Here is a 26,826-nt window from a genome sequence, read left to right on the forward strand (position 1 = left end):
GCTGTATACGCGGTGTGTCAGGCAGTGCGCGGTATGGCCGGACGCGGCTTGCGCCGCTGCTACAGGGGTGGGTCGTTCGGCGGCAGTGTGCGCGGTGTGTCAGGGAATGCGCAGGGTGGCAGCGGTTGATGTTCGTTTGCAGATCAGGGTTTGCTGCCGTACCAGCGTGGGGTGTAGACCCAGGTGCCGCCTGCGGCCTTGGCGAAGGTGCAGGTGGTGGAGGAACCCACCAGGACCATGGTGCGCATGTCCACCTGCTCGGGGGTCAACTCGCCCAGGGTGATGACGCGCAGGGTCTGGCCGGGCCGGCCGATGTCTCGCCCCAGAACGATGGGGGTAGTAGGGGCGCGATGCTGGCGAACGATGTCCAGGGCCTTGCCCAATTGCCATGGGCGCGAGCGGGAAATCGGGTTGTAGAACGCCAGGGCCAAGTCGGCCTCGCAGGCCAGGTCCAGACGCTTCTCGATGATGGCCCACGGCTTGAGGTTGTCGGACAGCGACAGCACGCAGAAATCGTGGCCCAGCGGCGCGCCGGCCTGTGCTGCGGTGGCCAGGGAGGCCGAAACGCCCGGCAGCATCTCCAGTTCCACTGCATGCCAGCGCGGATCGGTGGATTCGTGCAGCGCCTCCAGCACGGCGGCCGCCATGGCGAACACGCCAGGGTCACCGGACGAGACCACCACCACCGAGCGGCCCTGGGCCGCCAACTCGAACGCATGGCGGGCACGTTGCATTTCTTCGCGGTTGTCGGTGCAGTGCAGCACCTGATCGGCGCGGAACGGACCGGCCATGCGCACGTAGGTCTCGTACCCCAGCACGTCATTGGCACGCGCCAGCTCCGCTTTGACCGCCGGGACCATGAGGTCGGCAGCGCCGGGGCCCAGGCCGATCACCGCCAGACGTCCGCGCGGCAGGCCGATGCTGGCAATGTCCAACGGCTGATCGGCCACGGCGATCGCCACGTGCTTGCCGATCGCGATGGGGGACGACTGCGGCACTGCTTGGAGGGCCAGTTGTGCCAGCGAGCCTTGCGCCGCGGCAAAGCGCAGCGGCACGGCCAACGCTACCGCGGCTTCATGCAGTACCGGATCAGCCATGTCGCGCTCGTTCGCCAACAGGCACGCCAGCGATGGCAGGGCAATGCCGCTGCGCTGCAGCGCGTCACGCACGGACTCGGCCAGTTCGGGCTGCGCCGCACTCACCGCGACCAGCACGTTACGTGGATGGATGAGCAGCTCGTTGGCCGAGGGCTGCCGCGCCTCGCTGCCGACATGGATGGTCAGCCGCGCCTGGGCATCCTCGGGCAGGCGCGCATCGGCCAGCCACGGCGCTGCGCCTTCGACACGCACGGCTTCACCGGCCAGCAGGTCGGAAACGAAGCGCTTGCCCAGCTCCAGATCGGCCAGGGCGTAGCCACTGGGCGGATTGAGCAGGCAGGTGCCGAAGCGCAATTCGCCGCTGGTGGTGATCGCGGCGGCGATGCCCAGCCCTGCCGCGATTTCACGGGCCAACACATTGACCCCGGCCAGGCCTCCCAACAGCGGCACGACGGCGCTGCCGTCCTCGGCCACGGCCAGCACCGGAGGCTCGGCGCCCTTCTCCAGCAGGACCGGCGCCAGGCTGCGGATGACGATACCTGCCGCGCACAGGGCGATGATCGGCGTGTCTTGCTGATACAGCTGACGCAAGGTGGCACCGAAGTCCTGGTAGCTGCGGTCGACATCGGTCACGCGCTCGGCCAGGCCGTGGATCAGCGCCTGTGGATAGCATTGCTGCAGGCGCCGCGCGGTGGCCAGTGCGCCACTGCCGAGAATCACGATTGCTGGAGCGTTCATCAGCCTTGCCACCTCTCACCCGGAACGATGATCAAGGAAAAATACGGCGACGAGGTCGGATCGACTTCGGCCAGGGGGACGATCTTCTGATTGGCCATGGTCGCGCGCTCGACGTACAGCGCGCGCTCGGCCAAGCCGAGTTCGGCCAGCACCTGGCGAACCTTGGGAAAGTTGCGGCCCAGCTTCATGATGACTGCGGCGTCGGCGTCGGCCAGACGACGCTTGAGGTCATCCGCCGGGAGCACGCCCGACAGCACCGAAAGGCTCTGATTGCGGTACACCAGCGGCGCACCCAGCACCGAGGCGCCGCCGAGCATCGAGCAGACGCCGGGAATCACCTGGGCTTCATAGCGCTCGGCGAGCCGATCGTGCAGGTACATGTAGGAGCCGTAGAAGAACGGATCGCCTTCGCAGATTACTGCCACGTCGCGGCCGGCATCCAGGTGCGCGGCGACGTCCAGGCTGGCGGCGTCGTAGAAATCGCTGATCACCTGTTCATAGGACAGGGGCGCGGGCAATGCCTCGGTGGTGACCGGGTAGACCAGCGGCAGCAAGGTCTGCTGCGCCTGCAGATGGCCTTCGATGATGCCGAAGGCGTTGCCCTTCTTGCCCTTGGCGACGAAATAGGCCACCACGGGCGCCTCGCGCAACAGGCGCAGCGCTTTCACGGTGATCAGTTCGGGATCGCCCGGGCCTACGCCCAGTCCCAGCAGACGGCCACGCGGTTGCATCACTCCACCTCCGTGGCCAATGCATTGACCGCTGCGGCCGCCATGGCGCTACCGCCCTTGCGACCTTCGACGATGACGAACGGCACGCCACGGCTGTCGGCCGCGAGCATGGCCTTGGACTCGGCAGCGCCGACGAAGCCGACCGGAAAGCCCAGGATCAGAGCGGGCTTGGGCGCGCCGGCATCAATCATGTCAAGCAGGTGGAACAGCGCGGTCGGCGCGTTGCCGATGACCACCACCGAGCCGGCCAGATGGGGCCGCCACAGCTCCAGCGCTGCCGCCGAACGGGTATTGCCCAGGGCCTGGGCCAGGGCGGGCACGCTGTCGTCCTTGAGGGTGCAGATCACTGGGTTGTTGGCGGGCAGGCGGGCGCGGGTGATGCCTTCGGCGACCATGCGCGCGTCGCACAGGATGGGTGCACCGGCGGCCAGAGCATCGCGTCCGGCCTTGCCGGCACCGGGGGAGAAACGCAGGTCCTGGACGACATCGACCATGCCGCAGGCGTGAATGACCCGCACGGCGAGTTTTTCCAGGTCGGCGGGGATCTGGTCCAGCTTCGCTTCGGCACGAATGATGGCGAAGGAGTTGCGATAGATCTCCTGACCATCGCGGATGTAGTCAATCATGGGTGTCGCTCCGTGAGCGGTCGCGCAGCAGGGCAGCGGCCGCATCCAGTGAAAGATGGCGCGCGAGCAGGGTCCCGAATCCGGGTACCCCGGCTGCGCGTAGATACAGGTCGTAGTGGCCGGCGCTACTGGCCAGCAGGGTCGCCGGAGCGACATGGGCGGCGGCGCATGAGCGAGAACAGCCACTCAGATGGACGCTCAGCGGCGCTTGATCGGGCAACAGGGCGGCCAGGCGAACGGCGTCAGCCTTGGTGTCGGCCAGGCCCTTGGCACAGCCGCTGGCGCCCGTGCAGGCGATCATGGCGGCGAGGGGCTGCTGCGGACCGGTGATGAAACCCAACTCGGTCAAGGCTCGGAGCACTGGCTCGGGCTCGCGTAGACCCGGCAACAGCAGGCCTTGCCAGGGGGTCACGCGCAGGGTGCCGTTGCCGTGGTCGCGAGCGAGCTGGGCGGCGCCGCGCAGCATGGCTGGGGTCAGACGTCCCAGGGGGGCCAGGGTGCTGATGAAGCTCAGGCCCGATTGGCGCTGTGGCTGGATGCCCAGTTTGAAGGTGGCCAGCGGCTTGTCCAGTGATGCAGGGCAAACAGGCAGACCCAGGGTGCTGAGGAATGCTTGAGTGGTGTCAGTAGTGGCCTCTTCGCGGGCAGAGCCCGCTCCCACAAGATCCGCGGCGCTGCTGCTGATGCCGCTGTGTTGATGACGGGGCGGGTGGCTGAGCCCTTTGCCTGCGAAAAAGGCATCCTCATCGGCGAGCAGATCACGCATGCGCGTGTGCTCCGGTCGCGCCCGTTCGAGGAACTGCTCCAGTACTGCCACCACCAGGGTATGGCCCTGGTCGAAGGGCACCGCGCCCACGGCAGCGTCGCTCCCGGGGCAGCCGGCCAGGCCGAACGCCCACAGGCACTGCCCGTCTCGCTCGAAGGCCGACAGCCACAGGTCATGGTGGTGATCGAGCATCGCCAGGCGCTCGCCGCCCTGCAGTTGCACGGCGAACTTGGCCGACAACGCATGAAAGCGCGGCTCGGTTTCCAGGCTGTGGATGATCTTCGCGGCTAGAGGGCGTGTATCCGCCACCTGTTGAGGGTCGATGCCTGCCGTGGGGCTGAGCATGACGTTGCGCACATCGTCACCGGCCGCCTCTCGCGGGCCCAGACCGGCCTGCAGCAGATGCTCGATCAGGGCCTGCCGCTGCTCACCGATGCCACGGATCTGCAGGTTGGCGCGGTTGGTCGCCTCGATCGTGCCATGAGCATGGCGCTCGGCCGCTTCGGCTACGGCATCGGCCTGGTCGGCGCGCAACTCGCCACCGGCCAGCTTGATGCGGCAGATGCCCCCGTCCAACGCCTGAACGATACGCAGCAACCCCGGACACGCCGAGGGGCGGACAACGTTCGAGGTCTTGTTCAAAGGGGCACCGGGCACGCGCGAAAAACCACTGGAAAGGGTAAGGCGCGGTATTATGCCTGCTTTGGCCGAAGGCATGAAAAGTCTGCCCGTCGGAATAGTTTTGTATGAGGGATATTCATGTCGGCCTGGCTGACCCTGGTAGGTATCGGTGAAGACGGTTTTGCGGGCCTGGGCAAACAGGCACGGCGCGCGCTGTTGAGCGCCCGGCGCATCGTCGGCAGCCCGCGCCAGCTCGAATTACTGCCGCGCTGCATCGTCGGCATCCGGGTTGCCTGGCCTAGCCCGTTCAGCCTCGACGCCGTGCTGGCCGAACCCGGCGAGGCGGTCTGCGTACTGGCCAGTGGTGACCCGATGCTCTACGGCGTGGGCGCCAGTCTGGCGCGACAGATTCCAGCCGAGCAGATGCACGTGCTGCCCTCGCCGTCTTCCTATTCGCTGGCCGCCGCGCGCCTGGGCTGGGCGCTGCAGGACGTGGTCACCCTCTCGGTAGTGGCGCGCCCGGTAGCGGCGGTGGCTGCGCACCTGTACAGCGGCCAGCGCCTACTGGTCCTGAGCAACGATGGCAAGAGCCCGCAGGCCGTGGCCCAGCTGCTGCGCGAGCGCGGCTTCGGCCTCAGCCGCGTAACCGTGCTGGAACACCTGGGGGGGCCCAAGGAACGGCGCATCGACGGTAGTGCCGCCGATGATTTTCCCGAGATCGCCGCGCTGAACCTCATCGCCATCGACTGCCAGGCCAGCCCGGACGCCCCGCGTCTGTCCCCGCTGGCCGGCCTGCCCGACACTGCCTTTCGCCACGACGGCCAACTGACCAAGCGCGACGTTCGCGCGGTGACCCTGGCGCGCCTGGCGCCCCGACCGGGAGAGCTGCTGTGGGACGTGGGCGCCGGCTGTGGCTCGATCGGCATCGAATGGATGCGCGCGCACCCCAGCTGCCGCGCCATCGCGGTCGAGTCCGACGAAGGCCGACAGGCCTTTATCGAACACAACCGCGATGCCTTGGGTGTGCCCGGCCTGCAACTGGTGCGCGGGCGGGCGCCGGGCGCGCTGGCCGGTTTGCCCGCACCCGACGCGATCTTCGTCGGCGGCGGCGTGACCCGCGAGAACGTGCTGGCCGATTGCTGGGCAGCGCTCAAACCCGGCGGTCGTCTGGTGGCCAACGCGGTCACCCTGCAGAGTGAGCTGGCCCTGGTGCAATGGCGCGAGCGCTACGGTGGCGACCTGACCCGGCTGCACATTGCCCAGGCGGCCCCGCTGGGCGAGTTCGACACCTGGCGCCAGGCATTGCCGATCACCCTGCTCGACACGGTCAAGCCCCTCGATGCGTGAAGAAACGGCGGAGCAACCGGCCCCGTTGCGCAGCGGCCTGACCACCGGCAGCTGCGCCACGGCGACCAGTCTGGCGGCTGCGCGGCTGTTGCTGGGCGGTGGCGCCAGCGATGCGGTGCATATCATGCTGCCCAAGGGCAAGCAGGTATCGATGCGCCTGGAGTTCTGTCGGCTGAATGCCGACGGTGCCGAAGCCGGTACCCTCAAGGACGGCGGCGACGATCCGGATGTCACCCACGGCGCGCTGCTGTACACCCAGGTGCGTTTGCTTGATGCGCCCGGCATCCACTTCGTGGCGGGCGAGGGCGTGGGGACCGTCACCCGGCCAGGCCTGGTGCTGGCCGTGGGTGAACCGGCGATCAATCCGGTTCCACGGCGAATGATCGACGAACACCTGACGCGCCTGGCCGAAGAGCACGGGTACGGCGGTGGCTTCGAGGTCACCGTCAACGTCGAGAACGGCGCTAGCCTGGCGCTCAAGACCATGAACCCACGCTTGGGCATCCTCGGCGGGCTGTCGATCCTGGGCACCAGCGGTATCGTGCGGCCATTTTCGTGCGCGGCCTATATCGCCTCCATCCATCAGGGCATCGATGTGGCGACCACCAACGGCTATCGGCACATTGCCGCCTGCACCGGCAATGCCAGCGAGGACACCATGCGCCAGGTCTACGCGCTGCCCGAGATTGCCTTGATCGAGATGGGCGACTTCGTCGGCGCAGTGCTCAAACACGTACGCAAGGTACCCTTGGAAAAACTCAGCCTGTGCGGCGGCTTTGGCAAGATCAGCAAGCTGGCGGCCGGGCACATGGACCTGCACAGTCGCCATTCGAGCATCGACCTGCCGCAACTGGCGGGCTGGGCCAACGACATCGGCGCCGATGCGGATCTGCAGGCGCGTATCCGCGCGGCCAATACCAGCCAGCAAGCCTTGGCCCTGGCCCATGCCGAAGGTGTGAAGCTGGGCGATGAAGTCTGTCGTCATGCCTGGCGGTTCGCCCGCAGCGTGGTGCAGGATCGCGTTCAGGTAGAGGTGTTCGCCATCGACCGTCAGGGCGGGATCGTCGGGCAGGCGGGGGTCGCTCCATGAAGCGCATTCTGCTGCTAGGTGGCGTGACCGAAGCCTTGGCGATCGCTCGGACCTTGAGCCCGGAGCACGTCTACAGCCTGGCCGGCGTGGGTCGCGTGCCCACCGACCTGCGCTGTCAGGTGCGCGTCGGCGGGTATGGCGGGGCCGAAGGGCTGACGACGTATATCCGCAGCGAAGGTATTACGCTGCTGGTTGACGCGACTCACCCCTATGCAGCCCAGATCAGCGCCAATGCGGCCAAGGCGGCCGGCCTAGCGGGCATCGAGTGCTGGGCGTTGCGACGTCCGGCCTGGCAGCCTCAGACGGGTGACGACTGGAGAGAAGTGACCGACTGGGCTGAACTGGTGCAAGCGCTGGCGCCGTTCCAGCGACCGCTGTTCACCCTGGGTCGCGAGCCGCTGGAACACCTGCAGGAGATTCCACCCCATCAGCATTGGACCTTGCGAGCGCTGGACCCCTATCCCGGCACGGCACGTTGCGAGGTGATCGGCGCCCGCGGCCCCTTCCGCCTGGAAGACGAACGCGCCTTGTTCGCCCAGCGCCGTATCGATGTGCTGATCAGCAAGAACAGCGGCAGCGGTGCGACCGAGCCCAAGCTGCAGGTGGCAAGAGAGTTGGAGCTTCCGGTGCTGGTGCTCAAGCGCCCGCCCCTGCCGCAGGTGGATCGCACCTTCACGGATGCAGCAACGCTGCTGGCGCAGATGAATCAATACGCCCAGTAACGCACCAGATTTACTGCGTTGGCCGCCGACGCGGCTTGCACCGCTGCTACAATGGCGGCTTTCGTACCGGGGTGTCTGCGATGAAAAGGTTCTGGTCTGCCTGTGTGCTCATGCTGCTCGCTGCCGCCGCGCAGGGCGACGCCCGCCAATACAAGGCCGGTGACCTGCTGATCGTCGAACCCTGGGCACAGGAACTGCCGCCCAACGCGCCCACCGTCGCGGTGTATTTCGAATTGCGCAACCGCGGACTGGACGACGACACCCTGACCAGCGTCGACACGCCGATCGCCGGTGACGCGCAACTGCATCAGCACATCAACCAGGACGGTATGATGAAGATGCAGCAGGTTCAGGGCGTGACCATTCCGGCCAGCGGCCACGCAGTGTTCGCGCCCATGGCATTTCACGTGATGCTGCTGGACCTCAAGCTGAGCAGTCCCTTGCAGGCGGGCCAGCATTTCCCGCTGACCCTGCATTTCGCCAAGGCGGGGGATTTCGTGGTCGAGGTGCAGGTGCTCACCCAGGCGCCGGTGCAGGACGATGCCGACGAGCATGCGCATTGAGCCGATGAGCGACCTGAGCGCCAGGCGCTCTTCTTCCCGGCCTTCTGCCCAGGCCCGCGCCAGCTGGATCAGCCTCTTTGCAGTGCTGATGATGTTCATCGGGCCGTTGATTTCCCAGTCGATGCCGATGGACCACCAGCGGTCCGCCATGGCCATGGACGGCGCCATGTCTGCCATGCAGCACGAGGCCCATGGCGAGCACCACGGTAGCGCCACGGCTGGGGGTGAACTGCATGCCCTAATGGAGAAATGCGGTTATTGCAGCCTGTTCTTCCATTGCCCGGCGCTGCCACAGACGCTGGGTATCGCGGGTGCAACTTCGCAGCGCCCGCAGAGTGTCTTCGTTGCCCGGCCTCGCCAGGGGCATGCGACCCATGCGGTGTTCCCCGGCGCACGTACGCGTGCGCCGCCCTCAATGGTGTGATCGTCGAATCCCAATGACTGTGAACTGATGCGGTGTCTGCGCAGACCTATTCGCGGGTAGAGGACTTGCCGTCCGCCCCGCTCCCACAGGTCGGCATTGGCAGTGCATTGGTCAACGTTGAGCACAACGATACCGTTGGAACACCTTTCACCTATGAAAACCTCCTTCTACAACCTTGCCTGGCGCTGGCATTTCTACGCCGGGCTGTTCGTCGCACCGTTCATGATCCTGCTGGCGCTGACCGGGATCATCTACCTGTTCAAGCCGCAACTGGACCCGTGGATGTACCGCGATCTGCTGGTGGTGCCGGTGGCCGAACAGCGCCTGAGTGCCGACGAACTGCTGTTGCGCACGCACAATGCTTACCCGCGGGGCATCATCGGCCAGTACCTGCCGCCCAGCGCCGCCGAACGCAGCGCCCAGTTCGTAGTGCATACCGATGGCCATGAGCTGAACGTATTCCTCAATCCCTACACCGGCGAGCTGCTGGGCGAGCAGGACGCCAAGTGGAACCTGCAGGCCGTGGCGAGGACCCTGCATGGCGAACTGATGATCGGCACCGTGGGTGACCGGCTGATCGAGCTGGCTGCCGGCTGGGGCATCCTGCTGGTGATCTCCGGCCTGTACCTGTGGTGGCCGCGCGGCCATGCCGCCAGCGGTGTGCTCTGGCCACGCTGGCGCAGCCGGGGCCGGGCGCTGTGGCGCGACCTCCACGCGGCGGTCGGTTTCTGGGGCGCAGCGTTGTTGCTGATCATGTTGCTCAGCGGCATGACCTGGACCGGGTTCTGGGGCAAGCAGTACGCCCAGGTGTGGAACCGCTTCCCTGACGCCATGTGGAACGCCATGCCCAAGTCCGACGAGCAGGCCGGCCAGCTCAACCAGGCCCACCGCCAGACCGTGCCCTGGGCCATGGAAAACACGCCCATGCCCGAGTCCACCGGGGCACATGCCGAGCACATGGGCCATGGCGGGCACATGCACGCCCCGGCAGCGCCGTTGGTCAGCCTGCAGAGCGTGGTCGACACGGCCGCGCGGTTGCAGGTGGAGTCCGGCTACAGCATCACCCTGCCGAGCACGGCGAGCGGCGTGTTCACTGTGGCGGTCTTCGCTGACGATCCGCGCAACGACGCGACCCTGCACATCGATCAGTACAGCGGCGAGGTGCTGGCCGACGTGCGCTGGGAGCACTACGGTTTGGTCGCGCGCGCCACTGAAACCGGGGTGATGCTGCACGAGGGCAAGATGTTCGGGCCGGTCAATCAGATCATCGTGCTGCTGGTTTGCCTGATGATCCTGCTCAGTTCGGTCAGTGGCCTGGTGATCTGGTGGAAGCGCCGGCCCCAGGGCAAGCTCGGTGTACCGCCGCTGCGCCACGATCTGCCGCGATGGAAGGTGGGGGTCGGGGTGATGATCGCGATTGGCGTGGCGTTTCCGTTGGTGGGTGTGTCGCTGTTGCTGATCTGGGCGGTGGATCGGATGGTGGTCCGGCTGCGGCCGCCGATCGAAGCGATCTGAGTCATCCTGCTGTATCAGCGGTGCTGCCGGACGCGGCTTGCACCGCTGCTACAGGGAATCGAAGTGCACCTGCAACGGCAGCGCAAGCCGCGTCAGCGATGCACACGGTTTCTGTAGCAGCGGGGCAAGCCGCGTCAGCGGGCAACGCGGTTCGTGGTTCGGCTGAGATGAAATCCGGCGCACCAATACCATCCACTGAAACGCACCACCGTTCGGATCGAGCACCAATGCGGTGCGGCCGATATTCGTCTCAGCCCTCCCTCGCCCCCTATCCCGCACCGGCGCGCGCTTCGGCACACCCCTTGCAAAGCTCCGCTGAGAAGTCCCCATCTGCCTCACTAAAAAAACATTCGTACATGGAGATTGCACAATGAAGCGTCGCAGCTTGATCAAGGCGTTCACCCTTTCCGCATCGATCGCTGCCATGGGCTTGTCCTGGACGATTCAGGCTGCCGAGACCATCAAGGTCGGCATCCTGCATTCGCTGTCTGGCACCATGGCGATCTCGGAGACTTCTTTGAAAGACATGGCCCTGATGACCATCGACCAGATCAACGCCAAGGGCGGCGTGAATGGCAAGATGCTCGAGGCCGTGGTGGTGGACCCGGCGTCCAACTGGCCGTTGTTCGCCGAGAAGGCACGCCAGCTGATCACCCAGGACAAGGTGGCGGTGGTGTTCGGCTGCTGGACGTCGGTGTCGCGCAAGTCGGTGCTGCCGGTCTTCGAAGAGCTCAATGGCCTGCTGTTCTACCCCGTGCAGTACGAGGGTGAAGAGATGTCGCCGAACGTCTTCTACACCGGCGCGGCGCCCAACCAGCAGGCGATCCCGGCGGTCGAGTACCTGATGAGCGAAGACGGCGGCGCGGCCAAGCGCTACTTCCTGCTGGGCACCGACTACGTCTACCCACGCACCACCAACAAGATTCTGCGCGCCTTCCTGCACTCCAAGGGCGTGGCCGACAAGGACATCGAAGAGGTCTACACCCCGTTCGGTCACTCGGACTACCAGACCATCGTTGCCAACATCAAGAAATTCTCGGCCGGTGGCAAGACTGCCGTCATCTCCACCGTCAACGGCGACTCCAACGTGCCGTTCTACAAGGAACTGGCCAACCAGGGCCTGAAGGCCACCGACGTCCCGGTCGTGGCGTTCTCGGTCGGCGAAGAAGAACTGCGCGGCATCGATACCAAGCCGCTGGTGGGCAACCTGGCAGCGTGGAACTACTTCCAGTCGGTAGAGAACAAGGAGAACACCCAGTTCGTCGCCGACTGGAAAGCCTACGCCAAGGCCAAGAACCTGCCGAACGCCGCCACCGTGGTCACCAACGATCCGATGGAAGCGACCTACGTGGGCATCAACATGTGGGCCCAGGCCGCCAACCAGGCCAAGTCCACCGACGTGGACAAGGTACGTGAAGCCATGGCCGGGCAGACCTTCGCCGCGCCGTCAGGCTACACCCTGACCATGGACAAGACCAACCACCACCTGCACAAACCGGTAATGATCGGCGAGATCGAGGACAACGGTCAGTTCAACGTGGTGTGGCAGACCAAGGAGCCGATCCGTGCCCAGCCGTGGAGCCCTTACATTCCGGGTAACGACAAGAAGCCGGATCACGCCGTGAAGAGCAACTGATCCAACCAGCCTCCCAAAGCCGTCGTGTAAGCGGACTGCTGTAGGAGCGGTCATCGGCCGCGAAGGGGCACCGTGGTGTGCATGACAGACCTTGGTGGCCCTTCGCGGCCGATGACCGCTCCTACAAAGGGCCGCAAGGTTTCTGTGGGGCGGTCTGCGGCCGCCATTGCCGTCAATTCAAAGGACTTGCCATGTCCCTCATCAAATTCCTCGTCACTGTCGTCCTGCTGCTGCCACTGATGGCCAGCGCCAACGACGCCAGTGATTTCACCGGCGCCTCGTCTGCCGAGCAGGTCCGCCTGCTGGAAGCCTGGGCCGCACAGCCGGACCCGGCACGGCTCGAACTGCTCGACGCCTTGCAGGAAGGCCGGGTTGCCGCCGACGCCGAGAAAAAACCGTTCATCGAAACCAATGGCCAGATGACTCCCGCCGACGGCACCGCCGCGGCCGTGGAACCGGTGCGCAAGCTGCGCCTGAACAACCGCCTGCGCGGCCTGGTGGAAACCGCCCTCGCCAGCCACCAACTGCTGAGCGGAAACGCCCAGGTTCGCCTCGCCGCTGCGCAGCAACTGCAACGCTCGGCACAGCCCAACCAATTGGCCTTGCTCGATCGCCAAACCACTGGGGAACAGGACGAAACGGTGAAGACCGCCCTGACCCTGGCCCTGGCCAACCTGCAACTGGTCGCTCCCGAGCCCGCCGTGCGATTGGCTGCGGTGCGTCTGCTGGGCGAAACCGGTGAGCCCCTGGCGCGCACCCGTCTGGAAAACCTGCTGGCGCCGGGCGTGGAAGCCGACCCGGGCGTGCGCACCGCCGCCGAGACCAGCCTGGCTCAGGTGAAGCGCAAGCTGATGATCGGCGACATCCTTGGCCAGGCCTTCAGCGGCATGTCCCTGGGCTCGATCCTGCTGCTGGCCGCTCTGGGCCTGGCAATCACCTTCGGCCTGCTCGGTGTGATCAACATGGCCCACGGCGAAATGCTGATGCTCGGCGCCTACTCGACCTACGTGGTGCAGATGCTGATCCAGCGCATCGCCCCCGGCGCCATCGAGTACTACCCGTTGATCGCCCTGCCCGTGGCGTTCTTCGTCACCGCAGGCGTCGGCATGATTCTGGAACGCACGGTGATTCGTCATTTGTACGGTCGCCCGCTGGAAACCCTGCTGGCGACCTGGGGCATCAGCCTGATGCTGATCCAGACGATTCGCCTGATCTTCGGCGCGCAGAACGTGGAAGTGGCCAACCCCGCCTGGCTCTCGGGCGGCTGGCAGGTGCTGCCCAACCTGGTGCTGCCGTACAACCGCATCGTCATCATCGCCTTCGCGCTGTTCGTGGTGGTCCTGACCTGGCTGCTGCTGAACAAGACCCGCCTGGGCCTGAACGTGCGCGCCGTCACTCAGAACCGCAACATGGCCGCCTGCTGCGGGGTGCCCACCGGTCGTGTCGACATGCTCGCCTTCGGTCTGGGCTCGGGCATCGCCGGCCTGGGTGGCGTAGCCCTGAGCCAGATCGGCAACGTCGGCCCGGACCTGGGCCAGAGCTACATCATCGACTCGTTTCTGGTGGTGGTACTGGGCGGCGTCGGCCAACTGGCCGGTAGCGTGTCCGCCGCGTTCGGCCTGGGCATCGCCAACAAGATCCTGGAACCGCAGATCGGTGCGGTGCTGGGCAAGATCCTCATCCTCGCGCTGATCATTCTGTTCATCCAGAAACGTCCGCAAGGCCTCTTCGCACTGAAAGGACGGGTGATCGACTGATGAATCAGCCATTGATGCTCACTGCCGCGCAGAAAGCCGGCCCGAAAGTGACCCTCGCCATCGGCGTCGTGGTCCTGGCGATCCTCATCGCCCTGCCGCTGCTGTCGCTGCTGCCGGCCAGCAACGGCTTGCAGGTCTCGGCCTACACCCTGACCCTGGTCGGCAAGATTCTCTGCTACGCCATCGTCGCTCTGGCCCTGGACCTGGTCTGGGGCTACGCCGGCCTGTTGTCCCTGGGCCACGGCCTGTTCTTCGCCCTGGGCGGCTACGCCATGGGCATGTACCTGATGCGCGAGGCGGCCGGGGATGGCCTGCCGGCCTTCATGACGTTTCTGTCGTGGACCGAGCTGCCCTGGTTCTGGGTCGGTACCGAACACTTCCTCTGGGCCCTGTGCCTGGCGGTACTGGCGCCGGGCGTGCTGGCCCTGGTGTTCGGTTTCTTCGCCTTCCGCTCGCGGATCAAGGGCGTCTATTTTTCGATCATGACCCAGGCCCTGACCTTCGCCGGCATGCTGCTATTCTTTCGCAACGAAACCGGCTTCGGCGGCAACAACGGCTTCACCAACTTCCGCAGCATCCTGGGCTTCAGCATCACCTCGCAAGGCACTCGCGCCGTGCTGTTCCTGCTCACCGTGGCGTTGCTGGTGCTGAGCCTGTACCTGGGCTGGCGCCTGGCCCGCAGCAAGTTCGGCCGGGTGCTGACCGCGCTGCGCGACGCCGAAAACCGGCTGATGTTCTGCGGTTACGATCCACGCGGATTCAAGCTGTTCGTCTGGGTGCTCAGCGCCGTGCTCTGCGGTCTGGCCGGCGCGCTGTACGTGCCGCAGGTGGGGATCATCAACCCCAGCGAGATGTCGCCGACCAACTCCATCGAAGCCGCCGTGTGGGTGGCTCTGGGCGGGCGCGGCACGCTGATCGGACCGCTGCTGGGCGCCGGCATCGTCAATGGCATGAAGAGCTGGTTCACCGTGGCGTTTCCCGAATACTGGCTGTTCTTCCTCGGCGCATTGTTCATCATCGTCACCTTGTACCTGCCCAAGGGTGTGATCGGCCTGTTGAAGAAGAGAGGTGAACAATGAGAATCACCGCTACCGGCGAGTTCATGCTCGAACCGATCCTCGACCCCAACAGCGACGCCGGCACCAGCCGCGATGCGATCGGCCTGGGCCAGGCCAGCGGTCCGGGGCTGAACACCCGACACGGGACGATTCTGACCCTGGAAGACATCAGCGTCAGCTTCGACGGGTTCAAGGCGCTCAACGATCTCAACCTGTACATCGGCGTCGGCGAGCTGCGCTGCATCATCGGCCCCAACGGTGCCGGCAAGACCACCCTGATGGACGTGATCACCGGCAAGACCCGACCCACAACGGGCAAGGCCTGGTTCGGCGAAACCCTGGACCTGACCCACATGAGCGAGGTGCAGATCGCCCAGGCCGGCATCGGTCGCAAGTTCCAGAAGCCGACGGTGTTCGAAGCCTTGAGCGTGTTCGAAAACCTGGAGCTGGCGCAGAAGACCGACAAGTCGGTCTGGGCCAGCCTGCGCGCGCGGCTGACCGGCGAGCAGCGCGACCGCATCGCCGAAGTGCTGGAAACCATTCGCCTGAGCGCGTCGGTCGATCGCCCGGCCGGTCTGTTGTCCCACGGCCAGAAGCAGTTTCTGGAGATCGGCATGCTGCTGGTGCAAGACCCGCAATTACTGCTGCTCGACGAACCGGTGGCAGGGATGACCGACGCCGAAACCGAGTTCACCGCCGAGCTGTTCAAGACCCTGGCCGGCAAGCATTCATTGATGGTGGTGGAGCATGACATGGGGTTCGTCGGCTCGATTGCCGACCATGTCACCGTGCTGCATCAGGGCAGCGTGTTGGCTGAAGGTTCGCTCGAGGCGGTGCAGGCCGATGAGCGAGTGATCGAGGTTTATCTGGGGCGTTGAGGTCCGTTCGCGGCCGCTGACCGCTCCTACGATAATCGACTGTAGGAGCGGTCAGCGGCCGCGAAGAGGCCCACTCAGACACTGCAACAACAAGGACAAGACCCATGCTCCAAGTCGACCAGCTTCACCAATACTACGGCGGCAGCCATATCCTGCGCGGCCTGTCGTTCGATGTGAACATAGGCGAAGTGACCTGTCTGCTCGGGCGCAACGGCGTGGGCAAGACCACCTTGCTCAAGTGCCTGATGGGCCTGATCCCGGCCAAGCAAGGCAGCGTGGCCTGGGAAGGCAAGCCGATCACCGCGTTCAAGCCACATCAACGGGTACACGCAGGCATCGCCTATGTACCCCAGGGCCGCGAGATCTTCGGCCGCCTGACGGTCGAGGAAAACCTGCTGATGGGGCTTTCGCGCTTTCCCGGCAGCGAAGCGCGCGAGGTGCCGGCGTTCATCTACGAACTGTTTCCGGTGCTGCTGCAGATGAAGCATCGCCGTGGTGGCGACCTGTCCGGTGGTCAACAGCAACAGTTGGCAATCGGCCGCGCCTTGGCGAGCCGACCGCGCCTGCTGATTCTCGACGAGCCCACCGAAGGCATCCAGCCTTCGGTGATCAAGGAGATCGGCGCCGTGATCAAGCAGCTCGCTGCGCGTGGGGACATGGCCATATTGCTGGTCGAACAGTTCTATGACTTCGCCGCCGAGCTGGCCGATCAGTACCTAGTCATGTCGCGCGGTGAGATCGTCCAGCAGGGTCGTGGTGAAAACATGGAAACCGAGGGTGTGCGTGGCCTGGTAACCATTTAATCTTTGCCGCGACCCGAAAAAGAATGAAGGCCATGAATCTACCTGTCACTTCCCTGCCTTACACGCCCAGCTGGCACGCCCGGCTGGAGTTGGGCTACGCACGGTTCGGCGACAGCACGCGACCGACCCTGCGCCGCCACCTGGGTCCGTTGCGGGTGCAGAAGCATCTGTACGCCGAAGGGCCCGAGGTGTGCCAGCACATCATCGTGCATCCGCCGGGGGGTATCGCCGGCGGCGATCGGCTGGACATCAGCGCACAGGTTCACGCTAACGCCTGGGCGCAATTGACCACGCCGGGCGCGGCAAAGTGGTACCGAGCGCTCAGTCCGGCCTATCAAAGCACCGAGCTGCAGGTGGCCGCTGGCGCTACCCTTGAATGGCTGCCTCAGGAAACCATCGTCTACAGTGCCGCCCAGGCCGAACTGGATACCCGTATCCATCTGCAGGGCGATGCCCGGCTGTTCTATTGGGATATCGTGGCCGTGGGTCGTCCGGCGGCCGCCGAGCGCTTCGACCAGGGGCATTTCCAGTCACGCCTGGAGATCCGCCGCGACGGCGAGCTGATCTGGCACGAGCGCCAGCGCATCGTCGGCGACGACGGCCTGCTCGAATCGGCCGTGGGCCTGGGCGGCAAACCGGTGTTCGCCACCTTGCTGGTGACCGGCGAGATCGACCCGGCCCTGCTCGAACGCTGCCGTGCGCTGGCGACCCGCGTGCGCGGCGACCTGAGCCAGTTGCCGGGGCTGCTGGTTGCGCGCTGCCTGGCCGACGAGGCGCTGCATGCGCGCGACTGGCTGATCCAGCTGTGGACGCTGCTGCGCCCGGCCCTGCTGGGCCGCGAAGCCCTGGCGCCACGGATCTGGAGCACTTGAATGATGTTGCCGGCCCTTTCGCGGCCGCTGACCGCTCCTACAGGCGATGCGCCGGGCACCTGTTCACAGCACCCGTCCGCGCCCACAGACGATCTGCCGGGCACTTCCTGTAGGAGCGGCCAGTGGCCGCGAAGAGTCCCTCACTGCCAATCAAAATTCTGAAGGAACCCCCATGGACCTGACACCTCGCGAAAAAGACAAGATGCTGATCTTCACCGCCGGCCTGGTCGCCGAACGCCGTCTGGCCCGTGGCCTCAAGCTGAATTATCCGGAGGCCATGGCGCTGATCTCCGCCGCCCTGCTCGAAGGCGCCCGCGACGGCCAGACGGTCGCCCAACTGATGCATTACGGAACCACCCTGCTCAGTCGCGAACAGGTCATGGAGGGCATCCCCGAAATGATCCCGGAGATCCAGGTGGAAGCCACGTTTCCCGACGGCACCAAGCTGGTCACCGTTCATCAACCTATCGCCTGAGGCACGCGCATGATTCGTGACGCCACCGAGCGCGACCTGCCAGGGATCTGCGCGATCTACAACGATGCGGTGCTCAACACCACCGCGATCTGGAACGAGCAGCCGGTCGACCTGGCCAACCGCCAGGCCTGGTTCGAAGCGCGCAAGGCGCAAAACTACCCAATCCTGGTCGCCGAGGAGCACGGCGAGGTCAGCGGCTACGCGTCGTTCGGCGACTGGCGCCCGTTCGAAGGCTTTCGCTACAGCGTCGAGCACTCGGTCTATGTGCGCAACGACCAGCGCGGCAAAGGCCTGGGCGCGCGCCTGATGCAGGTGCTGATCGAGCGTGCCCGCGAGCGTGGCAAATACGTCATGGTGGCCGCCATCGAAAGCGGCAACCAGGCATCGGTTCATCTGCATGAGCGTCTGGGCTTCGTCACCACAGGGCAAATGCCGCAGGTGGGCATCAAGTTCGGCCGCTGGCTGGACCTGACCTTCATGCAACTGGCCCTCAACCCCGGCGCCGAGCCGCCACAGGAGTCGGCTTGAACCGCCGTCCTTCATCACTTCGAGGAGCTCTCCCATGATTCCCGGCCAATACCAGATCCAGCCTGGCGACATCGAACTCAATGTCGGGCGGCGTACCTTGAGCCTGACCGTGGCAAACAGTGGCGATCGACCGATTCAGGTGGGGTCGCACTATCACTTTTTCGAGACCAACGATGCGCTGCACTTCGACCGTGCCGCCAGCCGGGGCATGCGCCTGAACATTCCTGCGGGAACCGCAGTGCGCTTCGAACCGGGCCAGAGCCGCGAAGTGGAACTGGTGGACCTGGCTGGGCTGCGCCGCGTGTACGGCTTCGCCGGTCGCATCATGGGTGAGCTCTGAACACGCCCCTCTTGTAGGAGCGGTCCTGGGCCGCGAAAGGGGCGACGCGATCTACCTGATACACCGCAGCGGGCCATTCGCGGCCGATGACCGCTCCTACAGGGGCCACACACAATTGAATTGCAGGGCATAGCGATGAAGATTTCCAGAGAAGCCTACGCCGACATGTTCGGCCCCACCGTCGGTGACAAAGTCCGCTTGGCCGACACCGACCTGTGGATCGAAGTGGAAAAGGACTTCACCACCTACGGCGAAGAAGTCAAATTCGGTGGCGGCAAGGTCATCCGCGATGGCATGGGCCAAGGCCAGTTGCTGGCCGCCGAAGTGGTCGACACGCTGATCACCAATGCCCTGATCATCGATCACTGGGGCATCGTCAAGGCCGACGTCGGCCTCAAGGACGGGCGCATCGCGGCGATCGGCAAGGCCGGCAACCCCGACATCCAGCCCGATGTGACCATCGCCATCGGCGCCAGCACCGAAGTGATCGCCGGTGAAGGCATGATCCTGACCGCCGGCGGCATCGACACCCACATTCACTTCATCTGCCCGCAGCAGATCGAAGAGGCGCTGATGAGCGGCGTCACCACCATGATCGGCGGCGGCACCGGACCGGCCACCGGCACCAACGCGACCACTTGCACCTCTGGCCCCTGGCACATGGCGCGCATGCTCCAGGCTGCCGATGCCTTCGCCATGAACATCGGTTTCACCGGCAAGGGCAACGCCAGCCTGCCCGAGCCGCTGATAGAGCAGGTCAAGGCCGGGGCCATCGGCCTCAAGCTGCACGAAGACTGGGGCACCACGCCTGCAGCCATCGACAATTGCCTGAGCGTGGCCGACCAGTACGACGTGCAGGTCGCCATCCATACCGACACCCTCAACGAGTCGGGCTTCGTTGAGACCACCCTCGCCGCCTTCAAGGGCCGCACCATCCATACCTACCACACCGAAGGCGCCGGCGGCGGCCACGCCCCGGACATCATCAAGGCCTGCGGCTTCGCCAACGTGTTGCCCAGCTCGACCAACCCGACCCGCCCGTTCACCCGCAACACCATCGACGAGCACCTGGACATGCTCATGGTCTGCCATCACCTGGACCCCAGCATCGCCGAGGACGTGGCCTTCGCCGAAAGCCGCATTCGCCGCGAGACCATTGCCGCCGAAGACATCCTCCACGACCTCGGCGCGTTCTCCATGATCAGCTCCGACAGCCAGGCCATGGGCCGCGTCGGCGAAGTGATCACGCGCACCTGGCAGACCGCCGACAAGATGAAGAAACAACGCGGCCCGCTGCCCGAAGACGCCGAGGGCAACGACAACTTCCGCGCCAAACGCTACATCGCCAAGTACACCATCAACCCGGCCATCACCCATGGCATCAGCCACGAAGTGGGCTCGGTCGAAATCGGCAAATGGGCGGACCTGGTGCTCTGGCGCCCGGCCTTCTTCGGCGTCAAGCCGACCTTGATCCTCAAGGGAGGCGCCATCGCCGCCAGCCTCATGGGCGATGCCAATGCCTCGATCCCCACGCCGCAGCCGGTGCACTACCGCCCCATGTTCGCCAGCTTCGACGGCTCGCGCCACGCCACCAGCCTGACTTTCATCAGCCAAGCGGCGCTGGACGCCGGAGTGCCTGAGCGCCTAGGCCTGAAGAAGCAGATCGCCGTGGTCAAGGGCTGCCGCTCGGTACAGAAGACCGACCTGATCCATAACGCTTACCTGCCCGACATCGATGTCGACCCCCAGACGTATCAGGTCAAGGCCGATGGGGTGTTGCTCTGGTGCGAGCCGGCCGACGTGTTGCCCATGGCCCAGCGCTATTTCCTGTTCTGAGGCAGCTTGAGCGGTCTAACTATGTAGGTCTTCACCACGCCCCGGTTTTCCTAAGGTGTCGCTCCACTCAACGAGGAGCGACACATGACCACCACACCCCCTATTGCGACCCCTGTCCCAACCCCCCTTACGGCGGCGAACGTGAGAGCTATTGCCGAACGCTATTACCAACACTTTCCGGACGTACGCGAGTCGGCACGTGATTGGGGCATCAAGCTGCTGAAGTTCCATACTCATCTTGACCTGGATCCGGACCAAGTCTATTGGCACGACTTCGACAACGCCCAGACCAGTAGCCTGGCCTATACCGGCCAGCAGCACAACGGCAAGCCGAAGGAAACGCTCACGGTCACCGAGCTGGTGCTGCGGCGCTTCAGGACCTTCTACCAGATCAACTTCGACCTGCTCGATCAGATGTCGGGCTTCTACACCGTCAAGGGTGCGGGAATCTACAACGAGACCAACGAGGTACCGCTGGCGCCTTCGAAGATCATGAAGGAGTTCTGGGCGACCGATTTTTCCAGTCACTATCAGCGGCGCCTGAATGCCTTCCTGCGCGACTACGCCGACGACGGCCGGGTGTTGATCAAGATCCTGTTCTTCAGCTTCACCTGGAACGCCTACAACACAGGCGCATTGAGCAACAAACAGCTCAAACTGGTGTTCGATGCGTTCGCCGGGCCGATCGCCATACCACCTACGCTGGATGACCTGCAACGCCTGCATACTCAGCGCACCCTGTCGTCGGTCAAAAGTTTCACCCTGGGCGACCTGACCTCGTTCGACATCCTGCGCATCACCACCGCCGAAGGGCCGGAAATTCTGTACATGCCAGCGGGCTGGTTCAGAACCTTTCACAACGAGCAGCAGCTGTACGAGTGGATCGCCGAAACTGCCGCCGAAGAACATGGCCGCGAGCGTCTGATCGGCCATTTCAATACCGCCGGAGAGTCCACGGTACCACCCCGCAAACTGCTGCTCGCCACCCTCGAGCGCATTCGCACGACGCCTTGGCAATCAGGTCAGCGGTTGCTCAACGGCGTCAGCAAAGTGATCGACAAGGACGTGTTCACGTTCCTCTTCGACACGGTGCGCGAACGTCTCAAGCTCGATGCCAAAGAGCTTCTGGCCTCCAACCACGAACTGCGCAAGGAACTGTTCCTGATCGACCTGGAAGCCTTCATGCGCATCGTCACCCCGCTGGCTCCGGCGGATACGGGCGTCGCGCTGGTGGCGGTGGCAGCCGGTTCGATTGCCTTCGGCACGCACCTGGCCAAGGCCGTACACGGCGAGACCCGAGCGGCCCGTCAGGCCGCGTTCACAGCGGCGATACTGGATGCGTTGAACATTCTGCTGGATATGCCCATGTTGCGCGGGGTAGGCGACGATGCCATAGCCGAATTGGGAAGCTTCGAGGAACTGGGTGCTGCACTTGAACTGGATGAAGCAGATCTGGCCCAGATCGACCGCATCGTTACCGGCAACTCGCAGTTGGATGCGGTTGCTACCCAGGAAGACCTGACCGGTCTGACCGAGGGCACAGGCATCTACCAAGGCATTTACACTACCGTTGAAGGCAACCACTACCTGCGCATGGACGGCAAGGTGTTTCAGGCCCTGCACATCGAAGCCCTGGACCGATGGGTGATCGTCGACCCCATTGCGCCACAGCAGATCATCGGAAGCTGGCCTGTGCAGAAGGACTGGATGGGCCGCTGGGAGCTGTTCACCCTGACCGCCCCCCAAGATCAGACGGCCGCAACGGATGCACTGGCGGCGTTCGATACCGACCCCGGTTTTCGCGACATCACCACCATGCTCATCAGTCCCAACGCGCATCAGTTGATGACCGGACCCATCGACAGCGTTCTGCGCACCGCGCGCTCACAGCTGATCGAGCTTCGACAGACCCTGGGCAGCCAGGCCGAAGCGTTTTTCCAGGGTTCACTGCCTCAGATCAGCCCTAGATTGCCAGCGATCACCGTTACCATGACGCCAAAAGAGTTCCTGACGCAGGTGTTCGCCATCAACAACGGTCTGGTGATCAATGAGGGGACCAACGCCGTGGGCAGCTGCCAGCTGTTGATCAAGTACATGTCAACGCTCAAAGCGCAGCAGGTCAAGACGCTGTATGTCCAGGGATTGCTCAAGGATCTGCACCAGACGGCGCTGGACGAGTTCGAGAAAACCGGCACGTTCTCCCGCGAGCTGGAAAAGCAACTGCGTACCCTGCACACCCGCGGTACCACGCTGGACACGGGGCGCTACACCCTTCGTCAGGTGCTGGTGGAGGCCCGTCGCCAGGGCATCAGTGTGAAAGCGCTGGACTGCGCGGCGAGCTCGTCCACCGACGGGCTGCAAACCCCCTCGGCGCATCTGGGCCAACGCATGCGCGTGTACTACGCGTACAAGCGCATCGAAGCGCTACAGAGCGGCAAGCCTGATGAAAAGTGGCTGGCCTTGACCGATCAATTGCTGGCCAACCACCACAATCGCACCCCGGGGCTGGCCAACATCATGGGTACGCCGAGCCTGCGGGTCACGTGGGTGGACTTCGATCAGCCCCTGCGTTTCGCCGCAGATACGGGCGAGGTGCTCTCGCCGGGCTTGATCCCCATCCGTGGCGATATCAGCCTCAAGCTGCCGTTGCCTGGCAAACCCACCGACAGCGAGACCCGGGTTCGCTGACCACCCCGACTCGCGCCAGGCCTGAACGGATGCTCGATCAGCGCCCCCAGTCCTGCCGCGGGTCGAAGTCGGCATGCTGTGCCAAGGCCTGCCACGCGGCCTTGGTGCTCTCGTCGGCTGCCGGGGGCATGACCACCTTGATCTGCGCGAACAGGTCACCGCGCCCGCCCTGCTTGTTCTTCAGGCCCATGCCCTTGACCCGCAGGCGCTGACCGTTCTGGCTGTCCGGGCGGATCGTCAGGTTGATCCGGCCGGTCAAAGTGGGCACGGCGACCTTGGTGCCCAACGCTACTTCCCACGGCGCCAACGGCACCTGAATCACCAGGTCGCCGGCATCCACCTCGAACAATGGATGGGCTGCCAGACGCAAGGTCAGGAACAGATCGCCGCTGGCACCGCCGGCGACGCCCGGCGCGCCCTGGCCCTTGAGGCGAATGCGTTCGCCGTCGGCAACGCCTGCGGGAATCTTCACATTGAGGTTCTTGACCACATCGGTCAGGCGCTGACCGCCGGCGTTGTATTGCGGCACCTTGAAGCTGATCTTCTTCGACTCGTCGGCCAGGGTTTCTTCAAGCGAAATCGACAGCTCCATCTCCACGTCCTGCCCGTTGCGCGCCGGGCTGCGCTGCTGCCCACCCCGCCCGAACGGATTGCCACCGGCCGCACCGCGACCACCGCCGCTGTTGCCGAAGATGGTGCTGAAGAAATCCGAGAAATCGCCCGCGCTTTCCTCATGGAAACCACCGCCGCCACGCCCCTGCCAGCCCGGCGGCCCCTGGAACGGGCGACCGTGCTGGCCGTATTTGCGCAGCTCGTCGTATTCGGCGCGCTTGTCGGCATTGCTCAGCGCTTCGTAGGCCTCGCTGGCTTCCTTGAACTTGTCCTCGGCGTCCTTTTCCTTGCTGACGTCGGGGTGGTATTTACGCGCAAGCTTGCGGTAGGCGGTCTTGATCGCCTTCTCGTCCGCCGTCGGCTCGACGCCCAGAATCTTGTAGTAGTCTTTGAAATCCATCTAAGCATCACCATCAATGAGCGAATGCGCGCCGCCCGCGCCTATTGGTCGGACTCGGCAACGCATGGGAAGTTTATCGGCTGCAGGCCACTGGATGTGAACAGTGAGTTGTACAGCCCGGTCGATGGCTAGAAGGTTGGGGCCGCCGGCGCACTTTCAAGACAGCCGCGGCTCTTGATTCTGTACGCAACTGGCATACACTGCGCGGCCGTTTTTTGAACAGACCCGCCTTGCCATGAAAAACGCATCCCCGGCCCGCGCCTGCGGCATCGACTTCGGCACTTCCAACTCCACTGTCGGCTGGCATCGCCCGGGCAGCGAGACGCTGATCGTGCTGGAAGAGGGCAAGATCACCCTGCCTTCGGTGATCTTCTTCAACTTCGAAGAGCGACGTCCGGTTTACGGTCGCCTGGCCCTGCATGAATACCTGGAGGGCTATGAAGGCCGTCTGATGCGTTCGCTCAAGAGCCTGCTGGGCTCCAAGCTGATCAAGCACGACACCAGCGTGCTGGGCACGGCGATGCCGTTCAAGGACTTGCTCGGGCTGTTCATCGGCGAGCTCAAGCAGCGTGCCGAGGCCAACGCCGGTCGTGCGTTCGATCAGGTCGTGCTGGGCCGTCCGGTGCATTTCGTCGACGACGACGCGGCCGCCGACCAGGAAGCCGAAGACACCCTGGCCGAGGTGGCGAAAAAGGTCGGCTTCAAGGACGTGTCGTTCCAGTTCGAGCCCATTGCAGCCGCCTTCGATTACGAGTCCACCATCGAACGTGAAGAACTGGTGCTGATCGTCGACATTGGCGGTGGTACGTCCGACTTTTCCCTGGTGCGCCTGGCGCCCGAGCGCCGTGGGCTGGACGACCGTGCCGAGGACATCCTGGCCACCGGTGGCGTGCACATCGGCGGGACCGACTTCGACAAGCAGCTCAGCCTGCAAGGCGTCATGCCGTTGTTCGGCTACGGCAGCCGGATGAAGAGCGGCGCCTTCATGCCGACCAGCCACCATATGAACCTGGCCACCTGGCACACCATCAACTCGGTGTACCTGCAGAAGTCGCAACTGGCCCTTGGCAGCATGCGCTATGACATCCAGGACACCGACGGTATCGACCGCCTGTTCAAGCTGATCGAGCAGAAAGCCGGACACTGGCTGGCCATGGAAGTGGAAGAGACCAAGATCCAGCTGACCGAGGCGGCCAGTCGCCACGTGCCGCTGGACCGGATCGAGTCGGGCTTGAGCGTGGAGCTGACCCGGGCGTTGTTCGAGGCCGCCATCGACAACCTGCTCGAGCGCGTGCGCGGCAGTGTCGGCGAATTGCTGATCAAGGCGGGCGTAGGCGTGGAGCAGGTCGACACGGTGTTCTTCACCGGCGGTTCGAGCGGCATCCCGGCGCTGCGCAACAGCGTTGCGGCAATGCTGCCCAATGCGCGGCATGTGGAAGGCAACATTTTTGGCAGCATCGGCAGCGGCCTGGCCATCGAGGCGCGCAAGCGCTACGGCACCGAGTAAGGCAGGCTAGGCCTCTTCGCGGGCAGAGCCCGCTCCCACAATATCTGTGGGGGGGGCGGGCATTGTGGGAGCGGGGCGGGCGGCGAGCCCTCTGCCCGCGAAGAGGCCAGTAAGTTTTACACCAACTGAGCCTGCTTCAGCTCACTCTTCAGATACGCATAGTAGATCGGCCCCGCCACCACCCCGGGCAGCCCGAAGGCTGCCTCGAAGATCAGCATCGCCAGCAGCAGCTCCCACGACTTGGCACTGATCTGCCCACCGACGATCCGCGCGTTGAGGAAGTACTCGACCTTGTGGATGAGTATCAGATAACCCAGCGCCGCCATGGCCACCCAGATCGACAGCGACAGCCCGACGATGGTGATCAAGGTGTTCGAGATCAGGTTGCCGATCACCGGCAACAGCCCGAGCAGAAAGGTCAGCACGATGAGGGTCTTGGTCAGCGGCAGCTTGATCCCACATAACGGCAGTACCACGGCCAGGAAAATGGCCGTGAAGAAGGTGTTCAGCAGGGAAATCTTGATCTGCGCGAAGACGATGTTGCGAAAGGCCCGCACCAGCAACGCCAGACGGTCGAACAGCGCCGCCGCCAGGGGCTTGCGCTGGTCGGGATCGGGAATCGCCTGCAGCGCGATGATGGCGCCCAACACCATGCCGATCAGCAAGGTCACGAACATGTGCGCGGCATCCTTGCCGACCAGTTGCAGATCGCTCAGGTGCTTGCTCAGCCAGCCGCTGATGGCCACGCGAAATTCGGCGGCGCTGGCCGGCAGGTAGGCGTCGATGAAGGGCGGCAACTGGCCGCGCGCACGATCGACCACGCCCATGAACTTGTTCAGCGAAGCACCCGGGTTTTCCGCTTCGTGCAGGACGAAGCTGATGACGCCGGCGAACAGCAGCGCCAGGCTGCTGACCACCAGAGTGCCCAGCAGCGCCACCGCCACCCACCGCGCACGACGCCCGGCGATCAATCGCTCCAGCTGCGGAGTCAGCATGTTGACCAGTTCGAACACCAGCAAGCCCGCCAACAGGCTGGGCAGCAGGCGCATCGGCAAGACCAGCAAAAGGCCGCCAAACACCAGAATCCAGCTGGCGATCAGCACTTGACGCGAAGAGAACATGGGCATAAAGCCTCAGAAGCGAGCGATTCGAAAGGACAGGCAGTCTGCCAGCGTTGCGAGCGAAGGGCCAGTAGA

Annotated in this window: 24 protein-coding genes; 18 read left to right on the forward strand and 6 right to left on the reverse strand. The window is 64.7% G+C overall.

Annotated elements, in window-relative coordinates; genetic code table 11:
* Positions 1-143: 143 nt before the first annotated feature.
* From cobJ to cobG, 4 genes are read right to left on the reverse strand one after another with little or no spacing between them, the layout of a single operon-like run.
* The gene (cobJ, locus tag ASF66_RS14335; RefSeq protein ID WP_056844343.1) at positions 144-1,835 is read right to left on the reverse strand and encodes a precorrin-3B C(17)-methyltransferase; all 1,692 of its coding nucleotides are present in this window, start codon (positions 1,833-1,835) and stop codon (positions 144-146) included.
* Entirely contained in the window at positions 1,835-2,566 is a 732-nt protein-coding gene (locus ASF66_RS14340; protein WP_056844344.1) for a precorrin-2 C(20)-methyltransferase, read from the reverse strand. Before ASF66_RS14340 ends, cobJ begins: the two co-directional genes overlap by 1 nt.
* Positions 2,566-3,192, reverse strand: coding sequence for a precorrin-8X methylmutase (locus ASF66_RS14345; RefSeq protein WP_049861983.1), 627 nt, complete (start codon positions 3,190-3,192; stop codon positions 2,566-2,568). The genes ASF66_RS14340 and ASF66_RS14345 overlap by 1 nt, the downstream gene beginning before the upstream one ends.
* Positions 3,185-4,675, reverse strand: a complete 1,491-nt coding sequence (cobG, locus tag ASF66_RS14350) for a precorrin-3B synthase (protein ID WP_082484681.1) — start codon at positions 4,673-4,675, stop codon at positions 3,185-3,187. Before cobG ends, ASF66_RS14345 begins: the two co-directional genes overlap by 8 nt.
* Before the next feature lie 42 nt (positions 4,676-4,717).
* On the opposite strand from cobG, the gene ASF66_RS14355 reads away from it, so the two are divergent.
* From ASF66_RS14355 to ASF66_RS14435, 17 genes are all read left to right on the forward strand, one after another.
* Complete coding sequence (locus tag ASF66_RS14355; RefSeq protein ID WP_056844346.1) at positions 4,718-5,926, forward strand: bifunctional cobalt-precorrin-7 (C(5))-methyltransferase/cobalt-precorrin-6B (C(15))-methyltransferase; 1,209 nt, start codon at positions 4,718-4,720, stop codon at positions 5,924-5,926.
* Positions 5,919-7,016 (forward strand): cobalt-precorrin-5B (C(1))-methyltransferase, encoded by a 1,098-nt coding sequence (locus ASF66_RS14360; protein WP_056844347.1) that lies wholly within the window; start codon positions 5,919-5,921, stop codon positions 7,014-7,016. Before ASF66_RS14355 ends, ASF66_RS14360 begins: the two co-directional genes overlap by 8 nt.
* Entirely contained in the window at positions 7,013-7,738 is a 726-nt protein-coding gene (locus tag ASF66_RS14365) for a cobalt-precorrin-6A reductase (RefSeq protein WP_056844348.1), read from the forward strand. The genes ASF66_RS14360 and ASF66_RS14365 overlap by 4 nt, the downstream gene beginning before the upstream one ends.
* 80 nt (positions 7,739-7,818) lie before the next feature.
* Positions 7,819-8,301, forward strand: a complete 483-nt coding sequence (locus ASF66_RS14370; protein WP_152965767.1) for a copper chaperone PCu(A)C — start codon at positions 7,819-7,821, stop codon at positions 8,299-8,301.
* Positions 8,291-8,725 carry a DUF2946 domain-containing protein gene (locus tag ASF66_RS14375; protein ID WP_236707111.1) on the forward strand — a complete coding sequence of 145 codons (435 nt, stop codon included), beginning with the start codon at positions 8,291-8,293 and terminating at the stop codon, positions 8,723-8,725. The genes ASF66_RS14370 and ASF66_RS14375 overlap by 11 nt, the downstream gene beginning before the upstream one ends.
* A gap of 153 nt (positions 8,726-8,878) precedes the next feature.
* Positions 8,879-10,240: a PepSY-associated TM helix domain-containing protein gene (locus ASF66_RS14380; RefSeq protein WP_056844349.1), complete on the forward strand. Its 1,362-nt coding sequence runs from the start codon at positions 8,879-8,881 to the stop codon at positions 10,238-10,240.
* A 370-nt stretch (positions 10,241-10,610) separates the two neighbouring features.
* Positions 10,611-11,876 carry an urea ABC transporter substrate-binding protein gene (gene urtA / locus ASF66_RS14385; RefSeq protein WP_049861991.1) on the forward strand — a complete coding sequence of 422 codons (1,266 nt, stop codon included), beginning with the start codon at positions 10,611-10,613 and terminating at the stop codon, positions 11,874-11,876.
* A gap of 191 nt (positions 11,877-12,067) precedes the next feature.
* Positions 12,068-13,633, forward strand: coding sequence for an urea ABC transporter permease subunit UrtB (urtB, locus tag ASF66_RS14390; RefSeq protein WP_056844350.1), 1,566 nt, complete (start codon positions 12,068-12,070; stop codon positions 13,631-13,633).
* A complete protein-coding gene (gene urtC, locus ASF66_RS14395; RefSeq protein WP_043191047.1) occupies positions 13,633-14,712 on the forward strand; it encodes an urea ABC transporter permease subunit UrtC in 1,080 nt (359 codons plus the stop codon). The genes urtB and urtC overlap by 1 nt, the downstream gene beginning before the upstream one ends.
* Positions 14,709-15,569 (forward strand): urea ABC transporter ATP-binding protein UrtD, encoded by an 861-nt coding sequence (gene urtD, locus ASF66_RS14400; protein WP_056844351.1) that lies wholly within the window; start codon positions 14,709-14,711, stop codon positions 15,567-15,569. Before urtC ends, urtD begins: the two co-directional genes overlap by 4 nt.
* Positions 15,570-15,673: 104 nt before the next feature.
* Positions 15,674-16,372 (forward strand): urea ABC transporter ATP-binding subunit UrtE, encoded by a 699-nt coding sequence (gene urtE / locus ASF66_RS14405; RefSeq protein WP_049861994.1) that lies wholly within the window; start codon positions 15,674-15,676, stop codon positions 16,370-16,372.
* Between the two features lie 32 nt (positions 16,373-16,404).
* Positions 16,405-17,244 (forward strand): urease accessory protein UreD, encoded by an 840-nt coding sequence (locus ASF66_RS14410; RefSeq protein WP_049861995.1) that lies wholly within the window; start codon positions 16,405-16,407, stop codon positions 17,242-17,244.
* A gap of 172 nt (positions 17,245-17,416) precedes the next feature.
* Entirely contained in the window at positions 17,417-17,719 is a 303-nt protein-coding gene (locus tag ASF66_RS14415; RefSeq protein WP_049861996.1) for an urease subunit gamma, read from the forward strand.
* A gap of 9 nt (positions 17,720-17,728) precedes the next feature.
* Positions 17,729-18,247 carry a GNAT family N-acetyltransferase gene (locus ASF66_RS14420; RefSeq protein ID WP_056844352.1) on the forward strand — a complete coding sequence of 173 codons (519 nt, stop codon included), beginning with the start codon at positions 17,729-17,731 and terminating at the stop codon, positions 18,245-18,247.
* Between the two features lie 34 nt (positions 18,248-18,281).
* Positions 18,282-18,587: an urease subunit beta gene (locus ASF66_RS14425; protein WP_056844353.1), complete on the forward strand. Its 306-nt coding sequence runs from the start codon at positions 18,282-18,284 to the stop codon at positions 18,585-18,587.
* A gap of 135 nt (positions 18,588-18,722) precedes the next feature.
* Positions 18,723-20,423, forward strand: coding sequence for an urease subunit alpha (gene ureC, locus ASF66_RS14430; protein WP_049861999.1), 1,701 nt, complete (start codon positions 18,723-18,725; stop codon positions 20,421-20,423).
* A 141-nt stretch (positions 20,424-20,564) separates the two neighbouring features.
* Positions 20,565-23,111 (forward strand): membrane-targeted effector domain-containing toxin, encoded by a 2,547-nt coding sequence (locus ASF66_RS14435; protein WP_056844354.1) that lies wholly within the window; start codon positions 20,565-20,567, stop codon positions 23,109-23,111.
* Positions 23,112-23,148: 37 nt separating this feature from the next.
* Here the strand turns inward: ASF66_RS14435 and ASF66_RS14440 are convergent, their stop codons facing one another.
* Positions 23,149-24,123 (reverse strand): DnaJ C-terminal domain-containing protein, encoded by a 975-nt coding sequence (locus ASF66_RS14440; RefSeq protein ID WP_049862001.1) that lies wholly within the window; start codon positions 24,121-24,123, stop codon positions 23,149-23,151.
* Positions 24,124-24,358: 235 nt separating this feature from the next.
* Between ASF66_RS14440 and ASF66_RS14445 the strand changes: the two genes are divergently transcribed.
* Positions 24,359-25,630, forward strand: a complete 1,272-nt coding sequence (locus tag ASF66_RS14445; protein ID WP_056844355.1) for an Hsp70 family protein — start codon at positions 24,359-24,361, stop codon at positions 25,628-25,630.
* 116 nt (positions 25,631-25,746) lie between these two features.
* On the opposite strand, the gene ASF66_RS14450 is transcribed toward ASF66_RS14445, so the two are convergent.
* Complete coding sequence (locus tag ASF66_RS14450; protein WP_049862003.1) at positions 25,747-26,757, reverse strand: AI-2E family transporter; 1,011 nt, start codon at positions 26,755-26,757, stop codon at positions 25,747-25,749.
* Positions 26,758-26,826: the final 69 nt, after the last annotated feature.

The organism is Pseudomonas sp. Leaf129 (assembly GCF_001423465.1).
Taxonomy (GTDB): Bacteria; Pseudomonadota; Gammaproteobacteria; order Pseudomonadales; family Pseudomonadaceae; genus Aquipseudomonas; species Aquipseudomonas coleopterorum.

Excerpts from the sequence above, each read along its gene's own strand:
- cobJ (WP_056844343.1), bottom strand. The coding sequence starts at position 1,835 with ATGAACGCTCCAGCAATCGTGATTCTCGGCAGTGGCGCACTGGCCACC.
- ASF66_RS14340 (WP_056844344.1), bottom strand. The coding sequence starts at position 2,566 with ATGCAACCGCGTGGCCGTCTGCTGGGACTGGGCGTAGGCCCGGGCGAT.
- ASF66_RS14345 (WP_049861983.1), bottom strand. The coding sequence starts at position 3,192 with ATGATTGACTACATCCGCGATGGTCAGGAGATCTATCGCAACTCCTTC.
- cobG (WP_082484681.1), bottom strand. The coding sequence starts at position 4,675 with ATGCCTTCGGCCAAAGCAGGCATAATACCGCGCCTTACCCTTTCCAGT.
- ASF66_RS14355 (WP_056844346.1), top strand. The coding sequence starts at position 4,718 with ATGTCGGCCTGGCTGACCCTGGTAGGTATCGGTGAAGACGGTTTTGCG.
- ASF66_RS14360 (WP_056844347.1), top strand. The coding sequence starts at position 5,919 with ATGCGTGAAGAAACGGCGGAGCAACCGGCCCCGTTGCGCAGCGGCCTG.
- ASF66_RS14365 (WP_056844348.1), top strand. The coding sequence starts at position 7,013 with ATGAAGCGCATTCTGCTGCTAGGTGGCGTGACCGAAGCCTTGGCGATC.
- ASF66_RS14370 (WP_152965767.1), top strand. The coding sequence starts at position 7,819 with ATGAAAAGGTTCTGGTCTGCCTGTGTGCTCATGCTGCTCGCTGCCGCC.
- ASF66_RS14375 (WP_236707111.1), top strand. The coding sequence starts at position 8,291 with ATGCGCATTGAGCCGATGAGCGACCTGAGCGCCAGGCGCTCTTCTTCC.
- ASF66_RS14380 (WP_056844349.1), top strand. The coding sequence starts at position 8,879 with ATGAAAACCTCCTTCTACAACCTTGCCTGGCGCTGGCATTTCTACGCC.
- urtA (WP_049861991.1), top strand. The coding sequence starts at position 10,611 with ATGAAGCGTCGCAGCTTGATCAAGGCGTTCACCCTTTCCGCATCGATC.
- urtB (WP_056844350.1), top strand. The coding sequence starts at position 12,068 with ATGTCCCTCATCAAATTCCTCGTCACTGTCGTCCTGCTGCTGCCACTG.
- urtC (WP_043191047.1), top strand. The coding sequence starts at position 13,633 with ATGAATCAGCCATTGATGCTCACTGCCGCGCAGAAAGCCGGCCCGAAA.
- urtD (WP_056844351.1), top strand. The coding sequence starts at position 14,709 with ATGAGAATCACCGCTACCGGCGAGTTCATGCTCGAACCGATCCTCGAC.
- urtE (WP_049861994.1), top strand. The coding sequence starts at position 15,674 with ATGCTCCAAGTCGACCAGCTTCACCAATACTACGGCGGCAGCCATATC.
- ASF66_RS14410 (WP_049861995.1), top strand. The coding sequence starts at position 16,405 with ATGAATCTACCTGTCACTTCCCTGCCTTACACGCCCAGCTGGCACGCC.
- ASF66_RS14415 (WP_049861996.1), top strand. The coding sequence starts at position 17,417 with ATGGACCTGACACCTCGCGAAAAAGACAAGATGCTGATCTTCACCGCC.
- ASF66_RS14420 (WP_056844352.1), top strand. The coding sequence starts at position 17,729 with ATGATTCGTGACGCCACCGAGCGCGACCTGCCAGGGATCTGCGCGATC.
- ASF66_RS14425 (WP_056844353.1), top strand. The coding sequence starts at position 18,282 with ATGATTCCCGGCCAATACCAGATCCAGCCTGGCGACATCGAACTCAAT.
- ureC (WP_049861999.1), top strand. The coding sequence starts at position 18,723 with ATGAAGATTTCCAGAGAAGCCTACGCCGACATGTTCGGCCCCACCGTC.
- ASF66_RS14440 (WP_049862001.1), bottom strand. The coding sequence starts at position 24,123 with ATGGATTTCAAAGACTACTACAAGATTCTGGGCGTCGAGCCGACGGCG.
- ASF66_RS14445 (WP_056844355.1), top strand. The coding sequence starts at position 24,359 with ATGAAAAACGCATCCCCGGCCCGCGCCTGCGGCATCGACTTCGGCACT.
- ASF66_RS14450 (WP_049862003.1), bottom strand. The coding sequence starts at position 26,757 with ATGCCCATGTTCTCTTCGCGTCAAGTGCTGATCGCCAGCTGGATTCTG.